This window comes from Citrobacter sp. RHBSTW-00671, assembly GCF_014103415.1.
Classification (GTDB): domain Bacteria; phylum Pseudomonadota; class Gammaproteobacteria; order Enterobacterales; family Enterobacteriaceae; genus Citrobacter.
In genome coordinates, this window is the sequence record NZ_JABXPR010000001.1 from 1,281,045 (window position 1) to 1,301,966 (window position 20,922).

The 20,922-nt window shown below is 52.9% G+C and carries 20 protein-coding genes and 1 riboswitch; of the genes, 11 read left to right on the forward strand and 9 right to left on the reverse strand.

Annotated features, from left to right (window positions below; translation table 11 throughout):
* Positions 1-84: 84 nt before the first annotated feature.
* Together HV261_RS06165 and HV261_RS06170 are read right to left on the reverse strand one after the other, a co-directional pair.
* Positions 85-1,320 carry a multifunctional CCA addition/repair protein gene (locus HV261_RS06165; RefSeq protein ID WP_202037731.1) on the reverse strand — a complete coding sequence of 412 codons (1,236 nt, stop codon included), beginning with the start codon at positions 1,318-1,320 and terminating at the stop codon, positions 85-87.
* A 62-nt stretch (positions 1,321-1,382) separates the two neighbouring features.
* Positions 1,383-2,003: a TIGR04211 family SH3 domain-containing protein gene (locus tag HV261_RS06170; protein ID WP_137382547.1), complete on the reverse strand. Its 621-nt coding sequence runs from the start codon at positions 2,001-2,003 to the stop codon at positions 1,383-1,385.
* A gap of 241 nt (positions 2,004-2,244) precedes the next feature.
* On the opposite strand from HV261_RS06170, the gene HV261_RS06175 reads away from it, so the two are divergent.
* The 3 genes from HV261_RS06175 (at position 2,245) to hldE (ending at position 8,006) form a co-directional block, all read left to right on the forward strand.
* Positions 2,245-3,546, forward strand: a complete 1,302-nt coding sequence (locus tag HV261_RS06175) for a CYTH domain-containing protein (RefSeq protein WP_202037732.1) — start codon at positions 2,245-2,247, stop codon at positions 3,544-3,546.
* A gap of 126 nt (positions 3,547-3,672) precedes the next feature.
* Entirely contained in the window at positions 3,673-6,513 is a 2,841-nt protein-coding gene (gene glnE / locus HV261_RS06180) for a bifunctional [glutamate--ammonia ligase]-adenylyl-L-tyrosine phosphorylase/[glutamate--ammonia-ligase] adenylyltransferase (RefSeq protein ID WP_202037733.1), read from the forward strand.
* Between the two features lie 59 nt (positions 6,514-6,572).
* Complete coding sequence (hldE, locus tag HV261_RS06185; RefSeq protein ID WP_137382550.1) at positions 6,573-8,006, forward strand: bifunctional D-glycero-beta-D-manno-heptose-7-phosphate kinase/D-glycero-beta-D-manno-heptose 1-phosphate adenylyltransferase HldE; 1,434 nt, start codon at positions 6,573-6,575, stop codon at positions 8,004-8,006.
* Between the two features lie 50 nt (positions 8,007-8,056).
* Here hldE and HV261_RS06190 read toward each other — a convergent pair whose 3' ends face one another.
* Entirely contained in the window at positions 8,057-9,718 is a 1,662-nt protein-coding gene (locus HV261_RS06190; RefSeq protein WP_137382551.1) for a flotillin family protein, read from the reverse strand.
* A 23-nt stretch (positions 9,719-9,741) separates the two neighbouring features.
* The gene (locus tag HV261_RS06195) at positions 9,742-10,371 is read right to left on the reverse strand and encodes an OB-fold-containig protein (protein ID WP_137382552.1); all 630 of its coding nucleotides are present in this window, start codon (positions 10,369-10,371) and stop codon (positions 9,742-9,744) included.
* Positions 10,372-10,631: 260 nt separating this feature from the next.
* Between HV261_RS06195 and glgS the strand changes: the two genes are divergently transcribed.
* Positions 10,632-10,838: a cell surface composition regulator GlgS gene (gene glgS, locus HV261_RS06200; protein ID WP_137382553.1), complete on the forward strand. Its 207-nt coding sequence runs from the start codon at positions 10,632-10,634 to the stop codon at positions 10,836-10,838.
* 33 nt (positions 10,839-10,871) lie between these two features.
* Here glgS and ubiK read toward each other — a convergent pair whose 3' ends face one another.
* Positions 10,872-11,168, reverse strand: coding sequence for a ubiquinone biosynthesis accessory factor UbiK (gene ubiK / locus HV261_RS06205; RefSeq protein WP_202037734.1), 297 nt, complete (start codon positions 11,166-11,168; stop codon positions 10,872-10,874).
* Positions 11,169-11,300: 132 nt separating this feature from the next.
* Positions 11,301-11,450, forward strand: a riboswitch (FMN riboswitch).
* Between the two features lie 106 nt (positions 11,451-11,556).
* Here ubiK and ribB point away from each other — a divergent pair.
* Both ribB and HV261_RS06215 read left to right on the forward strand, forming a co-directional pair.
* Positions 11,557-12,210 (forward strand): 3,4-dihydroxy-2-butanone-4-phosphate synthase, encoded by a 654-nt coding sequence (gene ribB, locus HV261_RS06210; RefSeq protein ID WP_137382554.1) that lies wholly within the window; start codon positions 11,557-11,559, stop codon positions 12,208-12,210.
* Positions 12,211-12,715: 505 nt separating this feature from the next.
* Complete coding sequence (locus HV261_RS06215; RefSeq protein ID WP_202037735.1) at positions 12,716-12,892, forward strand: hypothetical protein; 177 nt, start codon at positions 12,716-12,718, stop codon at positions 12,890-12,892.
* A gap of 62 nt (positions 12,893-12,954) precedes the next feature.
* Here HV261_RS06215 and zupT read toward each other — a convergent pair whose 3' ends face one another.
* Positions 12,955-13,728 (reverse strand): zinc transporter ZupT, encoded by a 774-nt coding sequence (gene zupT, locus HV261_RS06220; protein WP_003024600.1) that lies wholly within the window; start codon positions 13,726-13,728, stop codon positions 12,955-12,957.
* Positions 13,729-13,875: 147 nt separating this feature from the next.
* Between zupT and ygiD the strand changes: the two genes are divergently transcribed.
* Positions 13,876-14,664 carry a 4,5-DOPA-extradiol-dioxygenase gene (gene ygiD / locus HV261_RS06225; protein WP_202037736.1) on the forward strand — a complete coding sequence of 263 codons (789 nt, stop codon included), beginning with the start codon at positions 13,876-13,878 and terminating at the stop codon, positions 14,662-14,664.
* Between the two features lie 85 nt (positions 14,665-14,749).
* Here the strand turns inward: ygiD and HV261_RS06230 are convergent, their stop codons facing one another.
* From HV261_RS06230 to tolC, 3 genes are all read right to left on the reverse strand, one after another.
* Positions 14,750-15,910: a glutathionylspermidine synthase family protein gene (locus HV261_RS06230; protein ID WP_202037737.1), complete on the reverse strand. Its 1,161-nt coding sequence runs from the start codon at positions 15,908-15,910 to the stop codon at positions 14,750-14,752.
* 5 nt (positions 15,911-15,915) lie between these two features.
* Positions 15,916-16,593, reverse strand: a complete 678-nt coding sequence (locus HV261_RS06235; protein WP_016154521.1) for a DUF1190 family protein — start codon at positions 16,591-16,593, stop codon at positions 15,916-15,918.
* A gap of 148 nt (positions 16,594-16,741) precedes the next feature.
* The gene (gene tolC / locus HV261_RS06240) at positions 16,742-18,223 is read right to left on the reverse strand and encodes an outer membrane channel protein TolC (protein ID WP_137382557.1); all 1,482 of its coding nucleotides are present in this window, start codon (positions 18,221-18,223) and stop codon (positions 16,742-16,744) included.
* A 199-nt stretch (positions 18,224-18,422) separates the two neighbouring features.
* On the opposite strand from tolC, the gene nudF reads away from it, so the two are divergent.
* The 4 genes from nudF to yqiA are packed head-to-tail and all read left to right on the forward strand — an operon-like array spanning position 18,423 to position 20,907.
* Positions 18,423-19,055 carry an ADP-ribose diphosphatase gene (gene nudF / locus HV261_RS06245; RefSeq protein ID WP_040233966.1) on the forward strand — a complete coding sequence of 211 codons (633 nt, stop codon included), beginning with the start codon at positions 18,423-18,425 and terminating at the stop codon, positions 19,053-19,055.
* Complete coding sequence (locus HV261_RS06250; RefSeq protein ID WP_005123087.1) at positions 19,052-19,474, forward strand: DUF1249 family protein; 423 nt, start codon at positions 19,052-19,054, stop codon at positions 19,472-19,474. The genes nudF and HV261_RS06250 overlap by 4 nt, the downstream gene beginning before the upstream one ends.
* Positions 19,475-19,498: 24 nt before the next feature.
* On the forward strand, positions 19,499-20,326 hold the full coding sequence (gene cpdA / locus HV261_RS06255; protein ID WP_202037738.1) for a 3',5'-cyclic-AMP phosphodiesterase: 828 nt from the start codon (positions 19,499-19,501) through the stop codon (positions 20,324-20,326).
* Positions 20,326-20,907, forward strand: coding sequence for an esterase YqiA (gene yqiA, locus HV261_RS06260; protein WP_003024575.1), 582 nt, complete (start codon positions 20,326-20,328; stop codon positions 20,905-20,907). The genes cpdA and yqiA overlap by 1 nt, the downstream gene beginning before the upstream one ends.
* The last annotated feature ends 15 nt before the right edge of the window (positions 20,908-20,922 follow it).

Below are 20,922 nucleotides of genomic sequence, written 5' to 3' on the forward strand. Positions count from 1 at the left end.
GCGTTCCGCCTTATCCGGCCTACGGGTTATATCCGTTTCGAAGCTGTAGACCGGATAAGCGCAGCGCATCCGGCAATGCATTTCCTACGCTTTTGGGCAGCGCTGTTCCTTCCAGCTAGCCACCGCCGCAATGCGGCGTCGGGTTAGCTCCTCGCGAATTTCCGGCCCTTTGAATCCTGCCTCAACGACCTCTTTCGTTGGCACAGTCTGTGCAACCAGCCAGGCCTCGCGTAGCAATCTGCCCTGCGGATAATCTGCTGCTTCAAAACCGGTTCGGCCACGAACGTCGGCCTCGCTGGTCAGCGCGATTTGTTCCACACGTTGCGGTTTACGCCAGGCGTCAATGGAATCAAACAGTTTCACGATGGTTTTGGGCTGCAGGATCGGGAAGGTATGAATCAGATCGTGAAATTCGGCTACCAGTTTGGCTAAATCGCGGATGTCATTGGGCACGCGCATGCGTTGGCACAGTTGTTCTACCAACTTAACGCCTGCCGGGCCGTGACCATGGTGGCGCGGCCAGAGTGCTTTGGGTGTCAATGCTTTACCGAGATCGTGACACAGCGTGGCGAAACGCACGTCGACCTCCGGGCTTAACATGGCCGCCATCGATAGCGTCATCAGCGTGTGAATGCCGGTGTCGATTTCCGGATGCCATTGTGCGGGGGCCGGAACGCCAAACAGAGCATCTACTTCCGGGAACAGCACGCGCAGGGCATCGCAATCGCGCAGGACCTGGAAAAATACCTGCGGATTACGGGTGGTTAAGGCGCTTTCTGTCTCTTTCCACACGCGTTCTGGCGTCAGGTGTTCCAGCTCGCCAGCAGCGGCCATGTTGCGCATCAGCGTCATGGTTTCATCAGCAACACGAAAGCCGAGGTGTGCATAGCGGGCAGCAAAACGCGCCACGCGCAGAACGCGCAGCGGATCTTCACTAAAAGCAGGGGATACATGGCGCAACAAACGATTTTCCAGATCGCCACGGCCGTTATACGGATCGATAATCTCTCCGTCGTCGTCACGGGCCAACGCGTTGATCGTCAGATCGCGGCGCTGAAGATCGGCTTCCAGCGAAACGTCCGGCGCGGCATAACAGGTGAATCCGGTGTAGCCTGAGCCCGATTTTCGTTCGGTGCGCGCCAGCGCATACTCTTCCCGGGTGCGTGGGTGGAGAAACACAGGGAAATCGCGACCTACCTGCTGATAGCCCGCGTCAAGCATCTCCTGCGGCGTGGCGCCGACAACGACCCAATCTTTATCTTTAATCGGTAGCCCTAATAACGCATCCCGAACAGCACCACCGACCAGATAAATCTTCACACCACATTCCTTTTGAAAAACAGTATTCCTTAATAATATGTCAGTGTGGCGGAGAAGGCGATTCAGTTCATCCAGCGATCTTTGCGCTTCCGGCTCGGGATCATGTGTGGCAGAACCAGACCGAGAAGCAGGCCGAGTCCGAGCACGCCGCCGCCATACATAAACCATTGCATGATGATAGTACGTTGCTTGTCATCAAGCTGCAGGTTAGCGGCGCTGACTTTCTTTTGCGCCACAATAAGCTCGTTCTTCAGCTTCTGGTTTTCTTCCTTCAACCCGTCGATCACGCTGTCGCTTTGCGCTACTTTTTGCTGCATATCGGCGGTGCGTTGATTCCACGTGGTGTCGATATTATTGAGCTTATCGGTCAGTGTTTTAACCTGGTTTTCCAGATCGGGTACACGGGTACGCAGGCTTGGCGTACTGTTCAGCTCTTTAAGTGGGATCCACGCGGTACGTCCGGTGCTGTCTTTCACCTGGGCGTAGTTGGTGTTGGCGTCAGTCTGTAAAAGCGTGACTTCCTCGCCGGCGTTAACCGTGCCCACGAGGCGATAATTATCTCCCGGACCGCTGCGGACCCAGGTATTCAGTTCATCAGAGACATAGCGCTTCTCTTCGGCATGAGAGACTGCAGTGGCGCTAAGTGCGAGTAAAGTTAATCCAATCAGGCGTAATTTTGGCATCAGGCTGTCGTTATTGTCATAGAAAGTGGAACGATAGTAGTGGCATCAGTGTCTCTACGCAAAGCATTCGACATCAATCGGAATCATCTGTGTCCTTTTTGCCACCACCCGAAACTTTTACGCCCGTCAAATTGCACGTTGCATGGCAATTTGGCGCAAAATACTATCTACTGACAATAAAGAATGCACTTAGTTCGCAGTCTGTTTTCTCAACTGTGACATAACCCATAAGTACAAGACCATGGCCCAGGAAATCGAATTAAAGTTTATCGTCAATAGTGATGCTGTAGATGCGCTACGTGAACGTCTGAATACGTTGGGGGGAGAGCATCACGCCCCCAGTCAGTTGCTGAATATTTACTACGAAACCCCGGATGCCTGGTTGCGAGGCCATGATATGGGGTTGCGTATTCGCGGTGAGAACGGTCGTTATGAAATGACCATGAAAATTGCCGGACGGGTAACGGGCGGTCTGCATCAACGACCAGAATATAATGTCGCCTTGAGCGCGCCGGAACTGGATCTCACCCAGTTTCCTGCTGAGGTGTGGCCCAATGGTGAACTGCCCGCCGATCTTGCCTCTCAGGTGCAACCGTTGTTCAGCACCGACTTTTACCGCGAGAAATGGTTGGTTGATGTCGACGGCAGCCGGATTGAAATCGCTCTCGATCTGGGGGAAGTGAAGGCCGGCGAGTTTGCAGAACCCCTCTGCGAGCTTGAACTTGAGTTGTTGAGCGGCGATACCCGTGCGGTACTGAAGCTGGCAAGTCAGCTGGTGTCACAAACCGGTTTACGCCAGGGCAGTCTGAGCAAGGCGGCTCGTGGTTATCATCTGGCGCAGGGGAACGTGCCGCGTGAAATCAAACCGACGGGTATTCTGCAAGTCCCTGCGAAAGCGAACATTGAACAAGGGCTGGAAGCGGCGCTGGAGCAGGCATTGTCGCAATGGCAGTATCACGAAGAGTTGTGGGTGCGCGGCGTCAAAGGCGCGAAAGACGGCGTGTTGGCTGCAATAGGGTTGGTTCGCCACGTCCTGATGCTCTTTGGTGGTCATGTTCCGCGTAAAGCGAGCGCTCACTTACGTGATTTGCTGACCCAGTCGGAAGCGATCATTGCGTCGGACGTTTCTGCCGTTTCGGCGGTTTATAGTACGCAAACGGCAATGGCTAAACTGGCACTTACCGAATGGCTGGTAACCAAAGGGTGGCAAACGTTCCTTGATGCAAAAGCGCAGGCTAAAATTACCGACTCCTTTAAGCGTTTTTCTGACACCCATCTTTCACGTCATGCCGCTGAACTGAAAACGGCTTTTGCGCAACCGCTGGGCGATCAGTACGCCGATCAACTCCCTCGTCTGACGCGCAATATTGATAGCATGCTGATGCTGGCGGGTTACTACGATGAGAATGTCGCATCAGAATGGATTGCTAACTGGCAGGGGCTGCGTCATGCCATCGAAACCCGCCAACATATTGAAATTGAACACTTCCGCAACGAAGCGATCTCTCAGGAGCCGTTCTGGCTGCACAGCGGTAAACGATAACCAGGACCGAGGCCGGGATGCCTGATGGCGCTGCGCTTATCAGGCCTACGCGATGGATGTCAGTGTCATGTAGGCCGGATAAAGCGAAATGCCGCCATTCGGCACCATTCAAAGGATAACCCGTAAATGAAGCAGCTCTCTTCACCGTTACAGCAGTACTGGCCGACCGTTGTTGAGCGGCTGCCAGCAGCAATATCTGAGTCTTCACTGAGTGTACAGGCGAAGTCAGTGCTTACATTCAGTGATTTTGTTCGCGACAGTGTGATTGCCCATCCTGAGTGGCTGGTGGAGCTGGAAAGCGCCGCACCACAGGCTGATGAATGGCAACACTATGTCACCTGGTTACAGCAAGCGTTGCACGACGTCAGTGATGAAGCGACGTTGATGCGTGAACTGCGTCTGTTCCGCCGTCGCATCATGGTGCGCATTGCCTGGGCGCAGACGCTGTCGCTGGTGGCTGAAGAGAGTATTTTGCAACAGCTAAGTCACCTGGCGGAGACGCTGATCATTGCCGCACGTGATTGGCTGTATGACGCCTGTTGCCGTGAGTGGGGAACGCCCTGTAATCAGGAAGGCACCCCGCAACCGCTGCTGATTTTAGGGATGGGAAAACTCGGTGGCGGCGAGCTGAATTTTTCTTCTGATATCGATCTGATTTTCGCCTGGCCGGAACATGGCTCTACACAGGGTGGACGGCGTGAACTGGATAACGCGCAGTTCTTTACCCGTTTGGGGCAGCGACTCATCAAGGTGTTGGATCAGCCAACAATGGATGGGTTTGTTTATCGGGTAGACATGCGCTTACGTCCGTTTGGCGACAGCGGTCCGTTGGTGCTGAGCTTCTCCGCGCTGGAAGATTATTACCAGGAGCAAGGGCGCGACTGGGAACGCTATGCCATGGTGAAAGCACGTATCATGGGCGATGCCGACGGTACTTATGTCAGCGAGCTTCGCGCTATGCTACGACCGTTTGTCTTCCGTCGCTACATCGATTTCAGTGTGATCCAGTCGCTGCGTAACATGAAAGGAATGATTGCCCGTGAAGTTCGCCGTCGTGGCCTGAAGGACAACATCAAGCTCGGCGCGGGCGGTATTCGTGAAATCGAATTTATCGTTCAGGTATTCCAACTGATCCGCGGCGGGCGTGAGCCTTCCCTGCAATCCCGTTCGCTTTTACCCACACTGAGCGCCATCAATACGCTGCATTTGCTGTCCGATACCGATGCGGAACAACTGCGGACGGCCTATCTCTATTTACGCCGCCTGGAAAACCTGCTGCAGAGTATCAATGACGAACAGACCCAAACGCTGCCGAGCGATGAGCTGAACCGGGCAAGACTGGCGTGGGGGATGCATGTCGATGACTGGCAGCAACTGACCGATGTGCTGGCGGTACATATGAGTAATGTGCGCCGGGTGTTTAATGAGTTAATTGGCGATGACGAAGCCGAAACTCAGGAAGAGTCGCTGTCGGAACAGTGGCGCGAGCTGTGGCAGGATGCGTTGCAGGAAGATGATACGACGCCAGTGCTGATGCATCTGGCGGATGACGATCGCCGCCGTGTGCTGACGCTGATCGCTGATTTCCGTAAAGAGCTGGATAAGCGCACGATAGGCCCGCGGGGGCGTCAGGTGCTGGATCATTTGATGCCGCATCTGTTGAGCGATGTCTGTTCCCGCGATGATGCCTCCGTGCCGTTGTCGCGTATTACTCCGCTGCTGGTGGGCATTGTCACTCGCACGACTTATCTGGAACTGTTGAGCGAATTCCCAGGGGCGCTTAAACATCTGATTTCGCTGTGCGCTGCCTCACCCATGGTGGCCAGCCAACTGGCACGTTATCCGTTGTTGCTTGATGAGCTGCTGGACCCCAACACGCTGTATCAACCCACGGCGACTGACGCCTATCGTGATGAGCTACGTCAGTATTTACTGCGCGTACCGGAAGATGACGAAGAGCAGCAACTGGAAGCCCTGCGTCAGTTTAAGCAAACGCAGTTGCTGCGTATTGCGGCGGCTGATATCGCCGGGACGCTGCCGGTGATGAAGGTTAGCGATCATCTGACCTGGCTGGCGGAAGCCATTATTGATGCCGTAGTTCAGCAGGCGTGGACGCAAATGGTCGCCCGCTACGGGCAGCCAACGCATCTTGGCGATCGCGAAGGTCGCGGTTTTGCCGTTGTAGGCTACGGAAAACTGGGCGGTTGGGAGCTGGGCTATAGCTCCGATCTCGACTTGATCTTCCTGCATGACTGTCCGATGGATGTGATGACTGACGGCGAACGTGAGATTGACGGGCGGCAGTTCTACCTGCGCCTGTCGCAGCGCATTATGCATCTTTTCAGTACCCGCACCTCATCTGGCATTTTGTATGAAGTGGATGCACGCCTGCGTCCGTCAGGCGCCGCGGGGATGCTGGTGACCTCAACAGATGCTTTCGCTGACTACCAACGTAACGAAGCCTGGACGTGGGAGCATCAGGCGCTGGTGCGGGCTCGTGTGGTGTACGGCGACCCGCAACTAACCTCTCAGTTTGATGTGGTGCGGCGCGATATCATGACCCTCGCCCGTGATGGAAAAACATTGCAGACAGATGTGCGCGAAATGCGTGAGAAAATGCGTGCCCATTTGGGCAATAAGCATCGCGATCGTTTTGATATCAAAGCAGATGAAGGGGGTATCACCGACATTGAGTTTATTACGCAATATCTGGTGCTGCGCTATGCCCATGAAAAACCCAAGCTGACGCGCTGGTCGGATAACGTGCGCATTCTGGAATTACTGGCGCAAAACGACATTATGGACGAACAGGAAGCGCTGGCGCTTACCCGCGCTTACACAACGCTGCGCGATGAACTTCACCATCTTGCCCTGCAGGAACTTCCGGGCCATGTCGCACCGGAGAGCTTCAGTGCTGAACGTACGCTGGTGCGTGACAGCTGGCAGAAGTGGCTGGTTGCCGAGTGAAGTGTGCTATTATCGCGCGCAAATTTTAAGACCCTCAGAGAATCTCTCAGGAGACAGGAATGAAAGTAACGCTGCCAGAGTTTGAACGTGCAGGAGTCATGGTTGTCGGTGATGTGATGCTGGATCGCTACTGGTACGGCCCTACCAGCCGTATCTCCCCGGAAGCGCCGGTCCCGGTGGTCAAAGTGGATACCATTGAAGAACGTCCCGGTGGCGCAGCAAACGTGGCGATGAACATTGCCTCTCTGGGAGCGAATTCGCGTCTGGTGGGCCTGACCGGCATTGACGATGCGGCGCGTGCACTCAGTAAAACGCTGGCGGACGTAAACGTAAAATGTGACTTCGTTTCTGTACCAACGCATCCGACGATAACCAAGCTGCGCGTGCTTTCCCGCAACCAGCAGCTGATTCGCCTGGATTTTGAAGAAGGCTTTGAAGGTGTGGATCCGCAGCCACTGCATGAGCGTATCAATCAGGCACTGGGATCTATCGGCGCGCTGGTGCTGTCGGACTACGCCAAAGGTGCGCTGGCAAGCGTGCAGCAGATGATTGCGCTGGCGCGGAAGGCTGGGGTTCCGGTGCTTATCGATCCGAAAGGGACTGATTTTGAACGCTACCGCGGTGCAACGCTGCTGACGCCAAATCTGTCCGAATTTGAGGCGGTCGCGGGTAAGTGCAAGAGCGAAGATGAACTGGTTGAACGCGGCATGAAGGTGATTGCGGATTTCGGCCTTTCTGCACTGTTAATCACGCGCTCCGAACAGGGCATGACGCTGCTGCAACCGGGCAAAGCGCCATTGCACATGCCGACCCAGGCGCAGGAAGTGTATGACGTGACCGGGGCGGGCGATACGGTTATCGGCGTGCTGGCAGCGACGCTTGCCGCGGGTAATTCGCTGGAAGAGGCGTGCTATTTTGCTAACGCGGCAGCAGGTGTTGTTGTCGGTAAGCTGGGGACCTCTACGGTTTCACCGATCGAGCTGGAAAACGCCGTGCGTGGTCGCGCGGACACCGGTTTTGGCGTGATGAGTGAAGATGAGCTGAAGCAGGCTGTCGCCAGCGCCCGCAAACGTGGTGAGAAAGTGGTGATGACCAACGGTGTCTTTGACATCCTGCATGCGGGGCATGTCTCCTATCTGGCAAATGCGCGCAAGCTGGGTGACCGTCTGATCGTCGCGGTTAACAGCGATGCGTCCACCAAACGTCTGAAAGGTGAAACGCGCCCGGTTAACCCGCTTGAACAACGTATGATCGTGCTGGGTGCGCTGGAGTCTGTCGACTGGGTCGTCTCTTTTGAAGAGGATACGCCGCAGCGTCTGATTGCCGGTGTTCTGCCGGATCTGCTGGTCAAAGGCGGCGATTACAAGCCGGACGAGATTGCCGGCAGCAAAGAGGTGTGGGCCAACGGCGGAGAAGTGTTGGTACTCAACTTCGAAGATGGTTGTTCGACGACCAATATCATCAAAAAGATCCAGAAAGACAGCGATAAGTGAACGCTGACCTGATTGCCGGATGGCGCGTCGCCATCCGGCATTTTTACGCTTTATTTTTCCGTCACAGCGCTACTTTCCACTGCTTTCATCGGTTCGGCAAGTGCCGACAGCGAACCACCGGACAAGCCAATTTCATTTAACAGCGAGTCGATCAGCGGCGCTTGTGTACGATAGGTAAGGGCTGCGGATAATGCCTGCTCTGCGAGATTCCCACCGTTTACGTTACCTGCGGTCACTTCACCGACTGCGCCGCCGCGATTGAGACCATCAACCTGAATAATCTTGATCCCATCGATAGACTTCATTGGCTCAACGGATTTCTCAATAACCGCTGGCAGGGACTGCAGCAGCGCCAGCTTAAATTTCAGGCTGGTCTGTTCATCGGAAAGCACGTTGATGGCATCGTTAAGTGCGCGTTGTGCTTCTGCTTCCGCGAGGCCTTTTTTCCGCGTTGCTTCGGCGAGTTCAACAATCGCTGCCGCCTGCAATTCTGCCGCTTCTTTCTCCGCTTTCGCGCGTACGGTCAGCTCAACAGCCTGGGTTTCCGCATCTTGGGCTGCGGCAATCAATGCCACCTGTTTGGCACGATCCGCTTCTGCGGTCTGGCGGGTGGTTTCTACGTTCTGCTGGGCGCGAACCGCATCGGCCAGGGCATCGTTAGCGCGTGCTTCAGCCTGAGACTGCTGTTCGGACTTGGCGGCAATGGCGATGGACTTGGTCTGGTTAGCGATCTCTGTTGCCTGCTGCTGTTCGATCTCTTTGATGCGAACTTCACGCTCGGCCTCGACTTTTCTTGAACGCACCGCCTGTTCGCGATCGATTTCTGTTTCCTGAATTTGGCGTTCGGCAAGGATACGCGTCTGTTCAGCTTCGCGATGACGCTCGGCTTCAAAGGCGGCAATTTTGGCGTTTTGCTCAGCTGTGCGGGTTTTCACCTGCTGCTCCTGCTCGAGCGTCATGAAGGCTTCCTGCTGCTCGATCTCCAGCTTGCGCGACAGCGCATCACGATTTTTCTCACGAACGGCAACTTCTACGTCCTGCTCGACTTCGTTACGTTCGCGACGACGACGTTCCGTTTCCTGGGTCAGTTTGGTCAGACCCTCGGCATCAAAGGCGTTGTTGGGGTTGAAATGGACTTTTTCGGTCTGGTTAAAGTTGGTGAGTGAAACGCTCTCCAGCTCCAGGCCGTTTTTGGACAGGTCTTCCGCGACGGTGTTTTGTACGCCCTGAACGAAGTTTTCACGCGTATCCTGCAGCTCGTGCATGGTCATCTGCGACGCAGTGGCACGCAGGGCATCGACAAACTTATCTTCGATAAGCACACGTAAATCCTCTGGTGACAGCGTCCGCTGTCCCAGCGTCTGTGCGGCGGTTGCAATCCCTTCAACAGACGGTTTTACACGCACGAAAAAGGCGACGACGACATCTACGCGCATACGGTCTTTGGTGATGAGACTGTCGACAGTAGAACGGCTCACCTCAAGTTTGAGGGTGTTCATGTTGATAGGAATGATTTCGTGGAAGATAGGCATGACAATTGCGCCGCCGCTCATCACCACTTTTTGCCCGCCAAGGCCGGTACGCACAAACGCTTGTTCAGCAGACGCACGACGATACAGGCGGGCAAAAATAATCCCGATAATTACTAAGACGACCACCGCGACAATGGCGGTAAACATCCATGAAGGTAACATGCCAAAAACATCATCCATTTATGAGATCCCTCTGTGTAAAATTATAAAACAGTCGGCCAGGGGTTTAACTCGGCCAGGTAACGCGTTGCGGAGAGTCGGCAGATAATCAGTACCTTGTCTCCTTTTTTGAATTCTTTGCCTGCTTCAGGCTCCAGCAGCACATAGTGGATCTGCCCGAACTTGTCGGTAAATTTGCCTTCGCAGGGCGTTCCGGCACTTGCAGAATGTCCGGTAATGATTGCCATGCTGCCGATAAATTCATCTTCAGCGAGGGCGGTGGTTTCATCCCGCGGTAGCCACGGGGCGATGATTTTTCCGCTGTAATGCACGGCAAAGACCGCAAGAATGAAGCTCACCGGCGCGAGCAGCAGGTTGCTGAGCGGAGCCTGCCACAGCGTGACCCAACCATGCTGAAGAAGGATACCGAAGAGCCCAAAGAAACCTGCGAGTAAGCACAGCACGATCAGCGCGGGGATTCGCCCAATATTGAGATAGTGAAGCGCCTGGCCGATATTGCCGGAGGTCAGGGCATCGTAGTGTTCAAGGTGAGCATCAAGCGCGCCTGAAAGGAAATGGCCGCAAATAAGAGAGATGATTTCCAGTAGGCCAATCAGCAGTACAAATGAAATAGCAAACAGGTAGGGGTCGTTATAATCCGCAAATAGAACCAAGTATTTTCCTCCTGTTACTGCGTTCCCTGTCCGTGTCAAAAGTAATAGTTTTACCTCTTACTTTTACATGACGTTACAATAACATGCGTTACCCTGGTCTTAAATCCGAAAAGGGGCTCATCTCCCTCTTAGATTTCGTAGGAAACTGTGAAGCAGGCGGTTTTTTTGCGCACAATATGTACAGAATAACTTCGTATCCAGGGAAATACTGAAATCAGAAAAAGCATATGGCCTTAACAGATATTCAATAACTGGAGGGTATGCTCATGAACAGCAATATGTATTCACTGAACAATTTCGATTTCCTGGCCCGGAGTTTTGCCAGAATGCAGGCTGAGGGCCGACCCGTTGATATCCAGGCTGTCACTGGAAATATGGATGAGGAACATCGCAGCTGGTTTTGCAAACGCTATGCACTTTACTGCCAGCAGGCAACAGAGGCGAAAAAATTAGAACTGGAACACTGACATATTAACGGGCCTTACGGCCCGTTGTCGTTTTTATACTTGTGGATCGACTGGCGGGATTGCGGGCGCCGGCTTAACTTCAGCCGTTTTTTCACGCGCTTCAAGCTCCGTCAGGCGTTGCTCAAGCAGCGCCAGTTTTTCACGGGTACGCAGTAAAACCTGGGTTTGTACGTCAAACTCTTCGCGGCTTACCAGATCCAGACGTGTCAGCTGCGACTGCAGCGTTTGGCGAATTTTCTTCTCAACGTCTTCGCCAAACTCCCGGATCCCTTTCGGCATCGACTCGTGAACCTGACGAGCAATCTGCTCAATTTTTTTCGGGTCAATCATTATGGTTTCCCTGAACTGGTACGTGTTGCTGCCTATTGTAGTGCGAACTGCCCCAGGCATAAACCAGAATTGTGTGAAGCTAAGTCGAGTAAAGGCGTTGATGAAGGTAATCAATAGCGTTATAGTTAACCCGCTTATTCTCAGGGCGGGGCGAAATTCCCCACCGGCGGTAAATCAACGAATGTTGAAAGCCCGCGAGCGCTTTTTGTTACGGCAAAAAGGTCAGCAGATCCGGTGTAATTCCGGGGCCGACGGTTAGAGTCCGGATGGGAGAGAGTAACGATCCAGTCGGGCATGGACCCGCTCACGTTATTTTTTTGCCGCTTTGACGGCACTCCTAAGACTGCCCTGATTCTGGTAACCATAATTTTAGTGAGGTTTTTTTACCATGAATCAGACGCTACTTTCCTCTTTTGGTACGCCTTTCGAACGTGTTGAACATGCGCTTGCTGCGCTGCGTGAAGGACGCGGTGTGATGGTGCTTGACGATGAAGACCGTGAAAACGAAGGTGATATGATTTTCCCGGCAGAAACCATGACTGTTGAACAGATGGCGCTGACCATCCGTCACGGTAGCGGTATTGTTTGCCTGTGCATCACTGAAGACCGACGCAAACAGCTCGATCTGCCGATGATGGTGGAAAATAACACCAGCGCTTACGGTACGGGTTTTACCGTGACCATTGAAGCGGCAGAAGGTGTGACTACCGGTGTTTCCGCTGCAGACCGTGTTACAACGGTGCGTGCGGCAATTAAGGATGGCGCTAAACCTTCCGATCTGAACCGCCCGGGTCACGTTTTCCCGCTGCGTGCTCAGGCTGGTGGTGTGTTAACTCGCGGCGGCCACACCGAAGCCACCATCGATCTGGTGACGCTGGCTGGTTTTAAACCGGCTGGTGTGCTGTGCGAATTGACTAATGATGATGGCACCATGGCGCGCGCGCCGGAGTGCATTGCGTTTGCCGGCAAGCACAATATGGCTGTAGTCACTATCGAAGATTTAGTGGCTTACCGTCAGGCGCACGAGCGCAAAGCCAGCTAATTGCTGACTACCGCGACAACCGCGGTAGGGATAAAAAAACCGAAGTCAGTTTTCTGGCTTCGGTTTTTTGTTGTTATAGCCGGATAATTTAGCTTTAGTTAGATGGGATGCTCTGGTACTACGTATCAACACTAAATAATAGTTATTAATATATTTTTCTTATGCTGATGCGTTGTCATAATTTAATAGTATAGCCCGTAAATGTTTAAATAAATATCCCGCTCCGCGAGAAAATTATTAATTATCAGTGGGTAACATTTTTATTATTCTTTGAATGACAATGAGGGACGTTGTTCTGGATAATGAATTTTTATTTAGTCGTGTAAATGTGATGATATTGTTTCCTTTTTAATGCAGGTTTTTCGATTAGCGTTATCCGTTACGTTATATGATCAAAATCATATATTTGTTTTCATGTTATGCCACTATAGAGGTAGGTCAGAATATAGTTATGTAAAATTTTAACGTTAAATGTTTAATGATGTTAAATTTTAAGGGTAAAAGAATGTTTATTGCCTGGTATTGGATTGTATTAATTGCACTCGTTGCTGTCGGTTATTATTGCCATATGAAACGTTATTGCAGAGCGTTCCGGCAAGACAGAGATGCATTACTCGAGGCGCGCAACAAACTGTTTCGCCATACGGGCGAAGGTGGTACCACCGCCAAGGACCACGAATAGCGGCCCTGCCACCATGAATGAGGCGGATGTTCTGAATCACAGAGCCGCATCCGCCATCGGCTTCACCCGATGCCCATAGATTGCAGGATAACCAGGCTGAGGCCCATTACCGACATTCCACACAGTACCCCATAGCTGGGATTATTATTGGGGTCGATCTCTTTTGCCAGCGGCATCAGCTCATCAACGGATAATGCGACCATAATTCCGGCGACCGCGGCCATAATTGCCGCCATCACCACGGGCGAAATCAAACTACCCAGAATTAACCATGCCAGTACCCCACCTAATATTTCCGCCATGCCCGAGATCCCTGCCCAGAATATAGCGGTACGTTTGGAGCCTGTGGCAGCATAAACGGGCCCGGCAACGGCTAAACCTTCAGGAATATTGTGCAATGCGACGGCCAGTGCAATACCAAAACCCAGCTCCAGGTTGCTGCTGGCAGTAACAAAAGTCGCGATCCCTTCCGGAAAGTTGTGCAGGCTGATACCCAGAGTTAATAAAATCGCGGTACGCTTAATGGAACCGGGCAACGGCTGTGTGGTTTTTTGGACTAAATCCTGAGGGTGAGCGTGCGGCAGTAAACGATCCAGGCCAAAGTAGCCCAGCAAACCAACGATAAACATCCCGTAACCCAGCACCGGCGACATTCCCTCTGCTGCCAGTGCCGCTGGCAACATTTCCATCAGGGAGATCAGCAACATGATGCCTGCGGCAAAACCCAGAGAAAACGCGAGAACGCGGTTAGAGGGTTTTTGTCCCAGCACGCCAAGAAATGCACCGATAAATGTGGCGGCGCCTGCCAGTAAGGTCAGAAGTAAAGGTACTGACATCGACAAATAAAACTCCTTATCAATCTGCTGTTCGGGGCGGATCGTCAAAATAACTGATGATCTTCATCATGGTTATCTGAGTTCTTCATCAACCGAAAAAGCGTATTGTGGTGATATCAAAATGACTCCCTCAGTAAGGATATCATCATGTCTTCAACTCGTATGCCAGCATTGTTTTTGGGACACGGTAGCCCAATGAATGTTCTGGAAGATAACGTTTATACCCGCGCCTGGCAGCAACTGGGGGAAGCGTTGCCGCGCCCGAAAGCGATTGTTGTGGTCTCGGCACACTGGTTCACTCGTGGGACAGGTGTGACCGCGATGGAAGCACCAAAAACGATCCACGATTTTGGTGGTTTCCCGCAAGCACTGTATGACACGCATTATCCGGCCCCGGGATCTCCTGAACTGGCCCAGCATCTGGTGGATCTGCTTTCTCCAGTGCCAGTCACGTTAGATAAAGAGGCGTGGGGATTTGACCACGGCTCATGGGGTGTGCTGATCAAAATGTACCCGAACGCAGATATCCCGATGGTGCAGTTGAGTGTCGATAGCACCAAACCTGCGGCCTGGCACTTTGAAATCGGCCGTAAGCTGGCAGCGTTGCGCGATGAAGGCATTATGCTGGTGGCCAGTGGCAACGTGGTACATAACCTGCGTACAGCACGCTGGCGCGGTGAGAATACACCATACCCGTGGGCGACTTCATTCAATGAGTATGTGAAAGCCAACCTGACCTGGCAGGGACCGGTTGAACAGCATCCGCTGGTGAATTATCTCGAGCATGAAGGCGGATCGTTGTCGAACCCGACGCCGGATCACTTCCTGCCGCTGCTGTATGTTTTAGGCGCATGGGATGGTAAAGAGTCTGTCACGATCCCGGTCGATGGCATTGAGATGGGTAGCCTGAGTATGTTGTCGGTGCAGGTCGGATGATGAATGCCCGATGGCGCTGCGCTTATCGGGCATTAAATTCGTGTCGTAGGCCGGGAAAGGCGAAGCCGCCACCCGGCACTCTCAATTATTCGACAAAAATATGCGGATAGAAACGTGACAGATCCTGGGTGATCAACGCACGGTCTTCACGAATGCCGATCCCGGCAGGTTGATCGTTAATCAGCCAGCTGCCGATCAGCATATAGCTGTCGCCAAACTTTGGTAGCTGATGGAACTGCTGCACGATCATGCCTTCTTCACCGTATGGCCCTTCCACGGCTTCGATGGTTTTACCGTTTTCGATAATGGAAACGTTAGCCCCTTCACGCGAGAAGATCGGTTTCACGACAAACTTATCCATCTGCGGATAGTCGTCTTCGGCGAAATATGCCGGTAGCAGATTCGGATGATCCGGGAACATTTCCCACAGCAGCGGCAACAGTGCTTTGTTGGAGATAATGCTCTTCCATGCCGGTTCCAGCCAGCGAACGCCAGCGTCTTCCAGCTTGGTGGAGAACATTTCACGCAGCATAAACTCCCACGGATATAGCTTGAACAGGTTAGCTATCACCTGATCCTGCATGTCCGTGAACTGACCTTTTTCACCGAGCCCGATATCTTCGACATAGAGAAATTCAGTGGCAATTTCAGCCTCAGCCGCGCAATCCTGCAAATACTGGATCGTTCCACGATCTTCGACCGTATCGCGACAGCAGGTCAGGTGCAGCAACTGAAAACCGTACTGCTCGCGCAGCTCAGTGAAACGTTCGATCAGTTTTTCCTGCAGGCTGTTGAACTGATCGCTGCCTTCCGGTAGGTTGCCCGCATTAAGCTGATCTTCCAGCCAGATCCACTGGAAAAAAGCAGCTTCATACAATGAGGTTGGCGTATCTGCGTTGTTTTCCAGCAGCTTGGGCTCACCCGTGCCATCCCACGCCAGATCGAGACGGGAATAGAGCGACGGCTGCTGTGTCAGCCAGGACTGGCGAACAAAGCCCCAGGTATGTTTTGGAATGCGAAACTTGGTCATCAGCTCATCGCTGTTGATGACTCTTTCCACCACTTTGAGGCACATCTGATGCAGCTCTGCGGTGACCTCTTCCAGTTTTTCAACCTGGGCCAGCGTGAGCTTGTAGTAGGCATCTTCACACCAGTACGGCTCGCCGTACATGGTGTGAAAGTTGAAACCGTATTCGGTAGCTTTGTCGCGCCAGTCCGGGCGCTCAACAATACTGACTCTTTCCATAGGGATCAGCCACCCATCGAACGTGTCGTGGTGCCGCTGGCGCTACGTTGCATGGTGCTCTGTTTTGCCACCGACTCACCAAATCCGCCGCGCGTAACGGTAGACGTGGTGGCAGGTTTTGGTGCCATCGCGGTTTTCGGCACGGTCATGGTGCGGCCCGGTGTGGCGGCACCGTAGTTTTTACCGCCGGCATCGGTGTATTTGCCATATGCTGGGCTGGCCGGATTTTTCGAGCTGAACAGCGGTTGTTGCGCGCCCATGCCGCCGCCCATCATCCGACCCATCATGTAACCCGCCATCAGCGGCATCCAGAAGCTGCCACTGCTTTGATTCTGCGCCTGAGCCTGGCCTTCGCCCGTAGGCGCCATTCCTGCCTGGGCAGGTGCCTGCTGGCACTGACCTTCACCGAACTCGGCAATACAGTCTTCGCGCGTAGCGTATTTTGGCGCCGTGCGTTCAGCTTCTTTCAGTGCGTTGTTGAATGCGGTAGTACATTCAGCGCTTTTACCCGGATTCGCCGCAGAGCAGTCGTCCGCATTCTGATAAAGCGAAACCGTTTCGTCACTCTTTTCACAGCCTGCCAGCATAAAAACAGCGGTCACAGCCAGAGCGACAGGAGTCAGATGGCGTGCGCTCCAGCTTTTGCGGAACGACGCGTGATGTATAGATTTTGTCCGTTTCATTTATGTCTTCCAGGACCCAGTGGTAAATACTGCTCAGAATAGAGGATGGCTGGTCGAAATTGAAGCGGGAAGAGGCGAGAATGCGGGAGAAGGGGCGGATCTTTACGTTGTCTTACGTTCAGACGGGGCCGAAGCCCCGTCATCAACATCAATTACGGAACGGGTTGTTGCCGTTACTGCTGCTGGTTGTCCGTGCTGCTGCCGGTTTGACCGCCGGTGCCGCACTGTTTGCGGTATAACCATCTGCTGCGGCGTCTTGCTGGGTGTTTTCCGGCGCAACGGCGTCAGGCGCGGTGGAAATAGGTTTGCCCAGCGTATTGTTCAGCGCCACCAGATCCTGCTCGTTAAGCGTACCGAGCGCAGACTTGATGTTTAACTGATTGATAAGATAAGTATAACGCGCATTTGCCAACTGCTGCTTAGCGTTGTACAGCGTGGTGGTGGCATCCAACACGTCCACGATGGTACGTGTACCGACAGAATAACCCGCTTCCATCGCATCCAGGGAGCTTTGCGCAGAGACAACGGCTTGTTTGTACGCATTAATGCTACTGATAGACGCATTAATGTTGTTGAATGATGAACGAACGGTCTGTACTACGCTGCGGTGCGCGCTTTCCAGTTGCTCGCTGGCGCCAACAAAGTTGTACTGCGCTTGTTTAACCTGCGAGTTAACCATCCCGCCCTGGTACAGCGGCAGCGAGAAGTTCAGACCAATTTTGTTCTGGCCCTGGTTGCTGTCGTCATACTGAGAGGTGTTAGTTTTAGAACCACTGTAAGAGGTATCAGAAACACCAGTCGAGGCGGTTAAACCCAGTGTCGGCAGATGACCGTCCTGCGCCAGACGAATTTGCTCACGCGCCAGATCCTGGCTTAAACGTGCCTGCAATAACGTCAGGTTGCGGTTTTCTGCTTCTTTCAGCAGCGAATTCACCGCCTGCGGTTTGTTGGTTTTAAAACCATCAACATTCAGCGAGGCCAGTTCCGGGTAGTAATTGCCGGTAACCTGACGCAGCTGCTCAACGGCGTTGTCCAGGTTGTTACGCGCGGTAACTTCGTTCGCCAACACGGTATCGTACTGTGAACGGGCGTTCTGTACGTCAGTGATGGCAACCAGGCCAACGTTAAAACGCTGGGTCGTCTGATCTAACTGACGATAAACGGCGTCTTTTTGTGCCTGGGTATAAGAGAGCACGTCAATCGCGTTCAATACGTTAAAATAGGCCGTGGCGGTATTCAGGATCAGCGTTTGCTGATCGGTCTGATAGGTCACGTCCTGGATGCCCGCTGATTTTTCTTGCAGCGTCAGGGCACGCCATTTTGACATATCGAACAGAGTCTGAGTCAGGCTTAACGAAGCACTGGTCGCGTTGGAGTTGACGCCATTGGCATCACGAAAGCCATTGCTGTAGGTGTAATCGGCACCTAAGCCCAGTTGCGGCAGTAAAGGACTACGCGCTTCGTTAATTTTTTCGAATGCAGCATCGCGATCGGCGGCGGATTTACGTAATTCCGGGTTGCTCAGGCGTGCTTGCTGATAAACCTGCATCAGGTTTTCTGCCTGGCTCAGAGTACTGAACCCCGACAGGCTCAGGCCGATAAGGATGGGGAGCAATTTCTTCATTTGCATTCCTTGTTGTGAAGCAGTATTTAGCGCTGATCAAATTGTAAAAATATTTGCTGATTCTAGCAGAATCCGCCACTTCAAAAAGTTGGCGTTACGTGCCATACGGCGTTAATTTGCATCAATTTAACACAAGGGCGCTCAAACAGCAGTCAAACGACCTTGAAATTCACACTTTAATCACTATTGGTACCAGGACAGCACAATGCGTAAACCAGACAACTTGCCAATGACATTCACTAAAAATGATGTAGAAATTATTGCACGAGAAACACTATACCGCGGTTTTTTTTCACTGGATCTTTATCGCTTCCGTCATCGCCTGTTTAACGGTGGTATGAGCGGTGAAGTGAAGCGTGAAATTTTTGAGCGCGGACACGCGGCAGTCTTGCTACCCTTTGACCCTGAGCGGGATGAAGTTGTGCTGGTTGAACAGATCCGTATCGCGGCCTATGACACCAGCGAAACGCCGTATCTGTTGGAAATGGTAGCCGGAATGATTGAAGAAGGTGAAACCGTTGAAGATGTGGCTCGCCGTGAAGCAATGGAAGAAGCCGGACTGGATGTGAAGCGGACTAAGCCCGTGCTGAGCTATCTGGCAAGCCCGGGCGGCACCAGTGAGCGCCTGTCGATTTTGGTAGGTGAAGTGGACGCTTCGACCGCAAATGGTATCCATGGTCTGGCGGATGAAAACGAAGATATTCGTGTTCATGTGGTGAGTCGGGAGCAGGCTTACCAATGGGTAGAAGAGGGGATAATCGACAACGCGGCTTCTGTCATCGCCTTGCAATGGTTACAGCTGCACTATCAAGAGTTAAAAACTGAGTGGAAAAAATGAAGCGTTACACACCTGACTTCCCTGAAATGATGCGCCTGTGCGAAACCAATTTTTCGCAGTTGCGCCGCCTGTTGCCACGCAATGATGCAGCCGGTGAAACAGTGAGCTATCAGGTTGCAAACGCACAATATCGATTAACGATTGTTGAATCGACCCGATACACTACGCTTGTCGCGATTGAACAAACGGCACCAGCGGTTACCTACTGGAGCCTGCCGTCGCTGACTGTGCGCCTGTATCATGATGCGAGGGTGGCTGAAGTGTGTTCAAGTCAGCAGATCTTTCGCTTCAAAGCGCGGTATGATTATCCAAATAAAAAGTTGCATCAACGCGACGAAAAGCATCAAATTAATCAGTTTTTGGCCGACTGGTTACGGTACTGTTTAGCACATGGAGCGATGGCGATTCCGGTTTATTAGCGTCGTGAAACCTAAGGACACCATTTGGAAAGCCTGTTAACCCTTCCTTTGGCTGGTGAGGCCAGAGTCAGGATCTTACAAATTACAGACACTCACCTGTTTGCCGAAAAGCATGAAACCTTACTGGGTGTGAACACCTGGGATAGCTACCAGTGCGTACTGGATGCAATACATGCAGAGTCGCCAGAGTACGATCTCATCGTCGCGACTGGGGATTTGGCGCAGGATCAATCCGCTGCGGCTTATCAGCATTTTGCTGAGGGCATCGCAAGTTTTCGTGCGCCCTGCGTTTGGTTACCCGGTAATCACGATTTTCAGCCAGCGATGTACAGCGCGCTTCAGGATGCGGGTATTTCCCCCGCCAAACGCATCTTCATCGGTGAACAGTGGCAAATCTTGTTGCTGGACAGCCAGGTTTTCGGCGTCCCTCACGGTGAGTTAAGCGAATTTCAGCTTGAGTGGCTGGAGCGTAAACTTGCCGATGCGCCTGAACGTAATACGTTGCTGCTTCTGCATCATCATCCTTTGCCTGCGGGCTGCAGTTGGCTCGATCAACACAGTCTGCGTAATGCGGCGGAGCTCGACAACGTGCTGGCGAACTATCCGCGCGTGAAGTATCTGCTCTGCGGGCATATTCATCAGGAGCTGGATCTCGACTGGAACGGCCGCCGACTGCTGGCGACACCGTCGACCTGCGTGCAGTTTAAACCGCACTGTTCCAACTTCACATTGGATACCATCAGCCCCGGCTGGCGGACGCTGGAACTCTTTGCCGACGGTACGTTGCAGACCCAGGTGTGTCGTCTACAGGGAAATCGGTTCCACCCTGATACCGCTTCAGAAGGCTACTGATGTCTACGCTTCTCTATCTTCATGGATTCAATAGTTCTCCTCGTTCGGCGAAGGCGTGTCTGCTAAAAAACTGGCTGGCGGAGCACCATCCGCACGTTGAGATGATTGTACCGCAGTTACCTCCATATCCAGCCCAGGCGGCAGAGATGCTGGAGTCAATTATCCTTGAACATGGCGGCGAGTCGCTGGGGATTGTCGGCTCTTCCTTAGGAGGCTATTACGCCACCTGGCTGTCGCAATGTTTTATGCTGCCAGCGGTGGTCGTGAATCCTGCTGTACGGCCTTACGAACTGCTGGTCGACTATCTCGGTCAAAACGAGAACCCCTACACGGGGCAGCAATATGTGCTAGAGTCACGCCATATTTACGATCTTAAAGTCATGCAGATTGACCCGCTGGAAGCGCCTGATTTGATCTGGCTGCTTCAACAAACGGGCGATGAAGTGCTGGACTACCGCCAGGCGGTGGCGTATTACGCCTCCTGCCGTCAGACAGTTATTGAGGGCGGAAACCACGCATTCACGGGCTTCGAAGATTATTTCAACCCGATTGTCGATTTCCTTGGACTGCACAGTTTCTGACGATCAATTCGAATT

Excerpts from the sequence above, each read along its gene's own strand:
- HV261_RS06170 (WP_137382547.1), bottom strand. The coding sequence starts at position 2,003 with ATGCCAAAATTACGCCTGATTGGATTAACTTTACTCGCACTTAGCGCC.
- HV261_RS06175 (WP_202037732.1), top strand. The coding sequence starts at position 2,245 with ATGGCCCAGGAAATCGAATTAAAGTTTATCGTCAATAGTGATGCTGTA.
- glnE (WP_202037733.1), top strand. The coding sequence starts at position 3,673 with ATGAAGCAGCTCTCTTCACCGTTACAGCAGTACTGGCCGACCGTTGTT.
- hldE (WP_137382550.1), top strand. The coding sequence starts at position 6,573 with ATGAAAGTAACGCTGCCAGAGTTTGAACGTGCAGGAGTCATGGTTGTC.
- HV261_RS06190 (WP_137382551.1), bottom strand. The coding sequence starts at position 9,718 with ATGGATGATGTTTTTGGCATGTTACCTTCATGGATGTTTACCGCCATT.
- glgS (WP_137382553.1), top strand. The coding sequence starts at position 10,632 with ATGCTCATGAACAGCAATATGTATTCACTGAACAATTTCGATTTCCTG.
- ubiK (WP_202037734.1), bottom strand. The coding sequence starts at position 11,168 with ATGATTGACCCGAAAAAAATTGAGCAGATTGCTCGTCAGGTTCACGAG.
- ribB (WP_137382554.1), top strand. The coding sequence starts at position 11,557 with ATGAATCAGACGCTACTTTCCTCTTTTGGTACGCCTTTCGAACGTGTT.
- HV261_RS06215 (WP_202037735.1), top strand. The coding sequence starts at position 12,716 with ATGTTTATTGCCTGGTATTGGATTGTATTAATTGCACTCGTTGCTGTC.
- zupT (WP_003024600.1), bottom strand. The coding sequence starts at position 13,728 with ATGTCAGTACCTTTACTTCTGACCTTACTGGCAGGCGCCGCCACATTT.
- ygiD (WP_202037736.1), top strand. The coding sequence starts at position 13,876 with ATGTCTTCAACTCGTATGCCAGCATTGTTTTTGGGACACGGTAGCCCA.
- HV261_RS06230 (WP_202037737.1), bottom strand. The coding sequence starts at position 15,910 with ATGGAAAGAGTCAGTATTGTTGAGCGCCCGGACTGGCGCGACAAAGCT.
- HV261_RS06235 (WP_016154521.1), bottom strand. The coding sequence starts at position 16,593 with ATGAAACGGACAAAATCTATACATCACGCGTCGTTCCGCAAAAGCTGG.
- tolC (WP_137382557.1), bottom strand. The coding sequence starts at position 18,223 with ATGCAAATGAAGAAATTGCTCCCCATCCTTATCGGCCTGAGCCTGTCG.
- nudF (WP_040233966.1), top strand. The coding sequence starts at position 18,423 with ATGCGTAAACCAGACAACTTGCCAATGACATTCACTAAAAATGATGTA.
- HV261_RS06250 (WP_005123087.1), top strand. The coding sequence starts at position 19,052 with ATGAAGCGTTACACACCTGACTTCCCTGAAATGATGCGCCTGTGCGAA.
- yqiA (WP_003024575.1), top strand. The coding sequence starts at position 20,326 with ATGTCTACGCTTCTCTATCTTCATGGATTCAATAGTTCTCCTCGTTCG.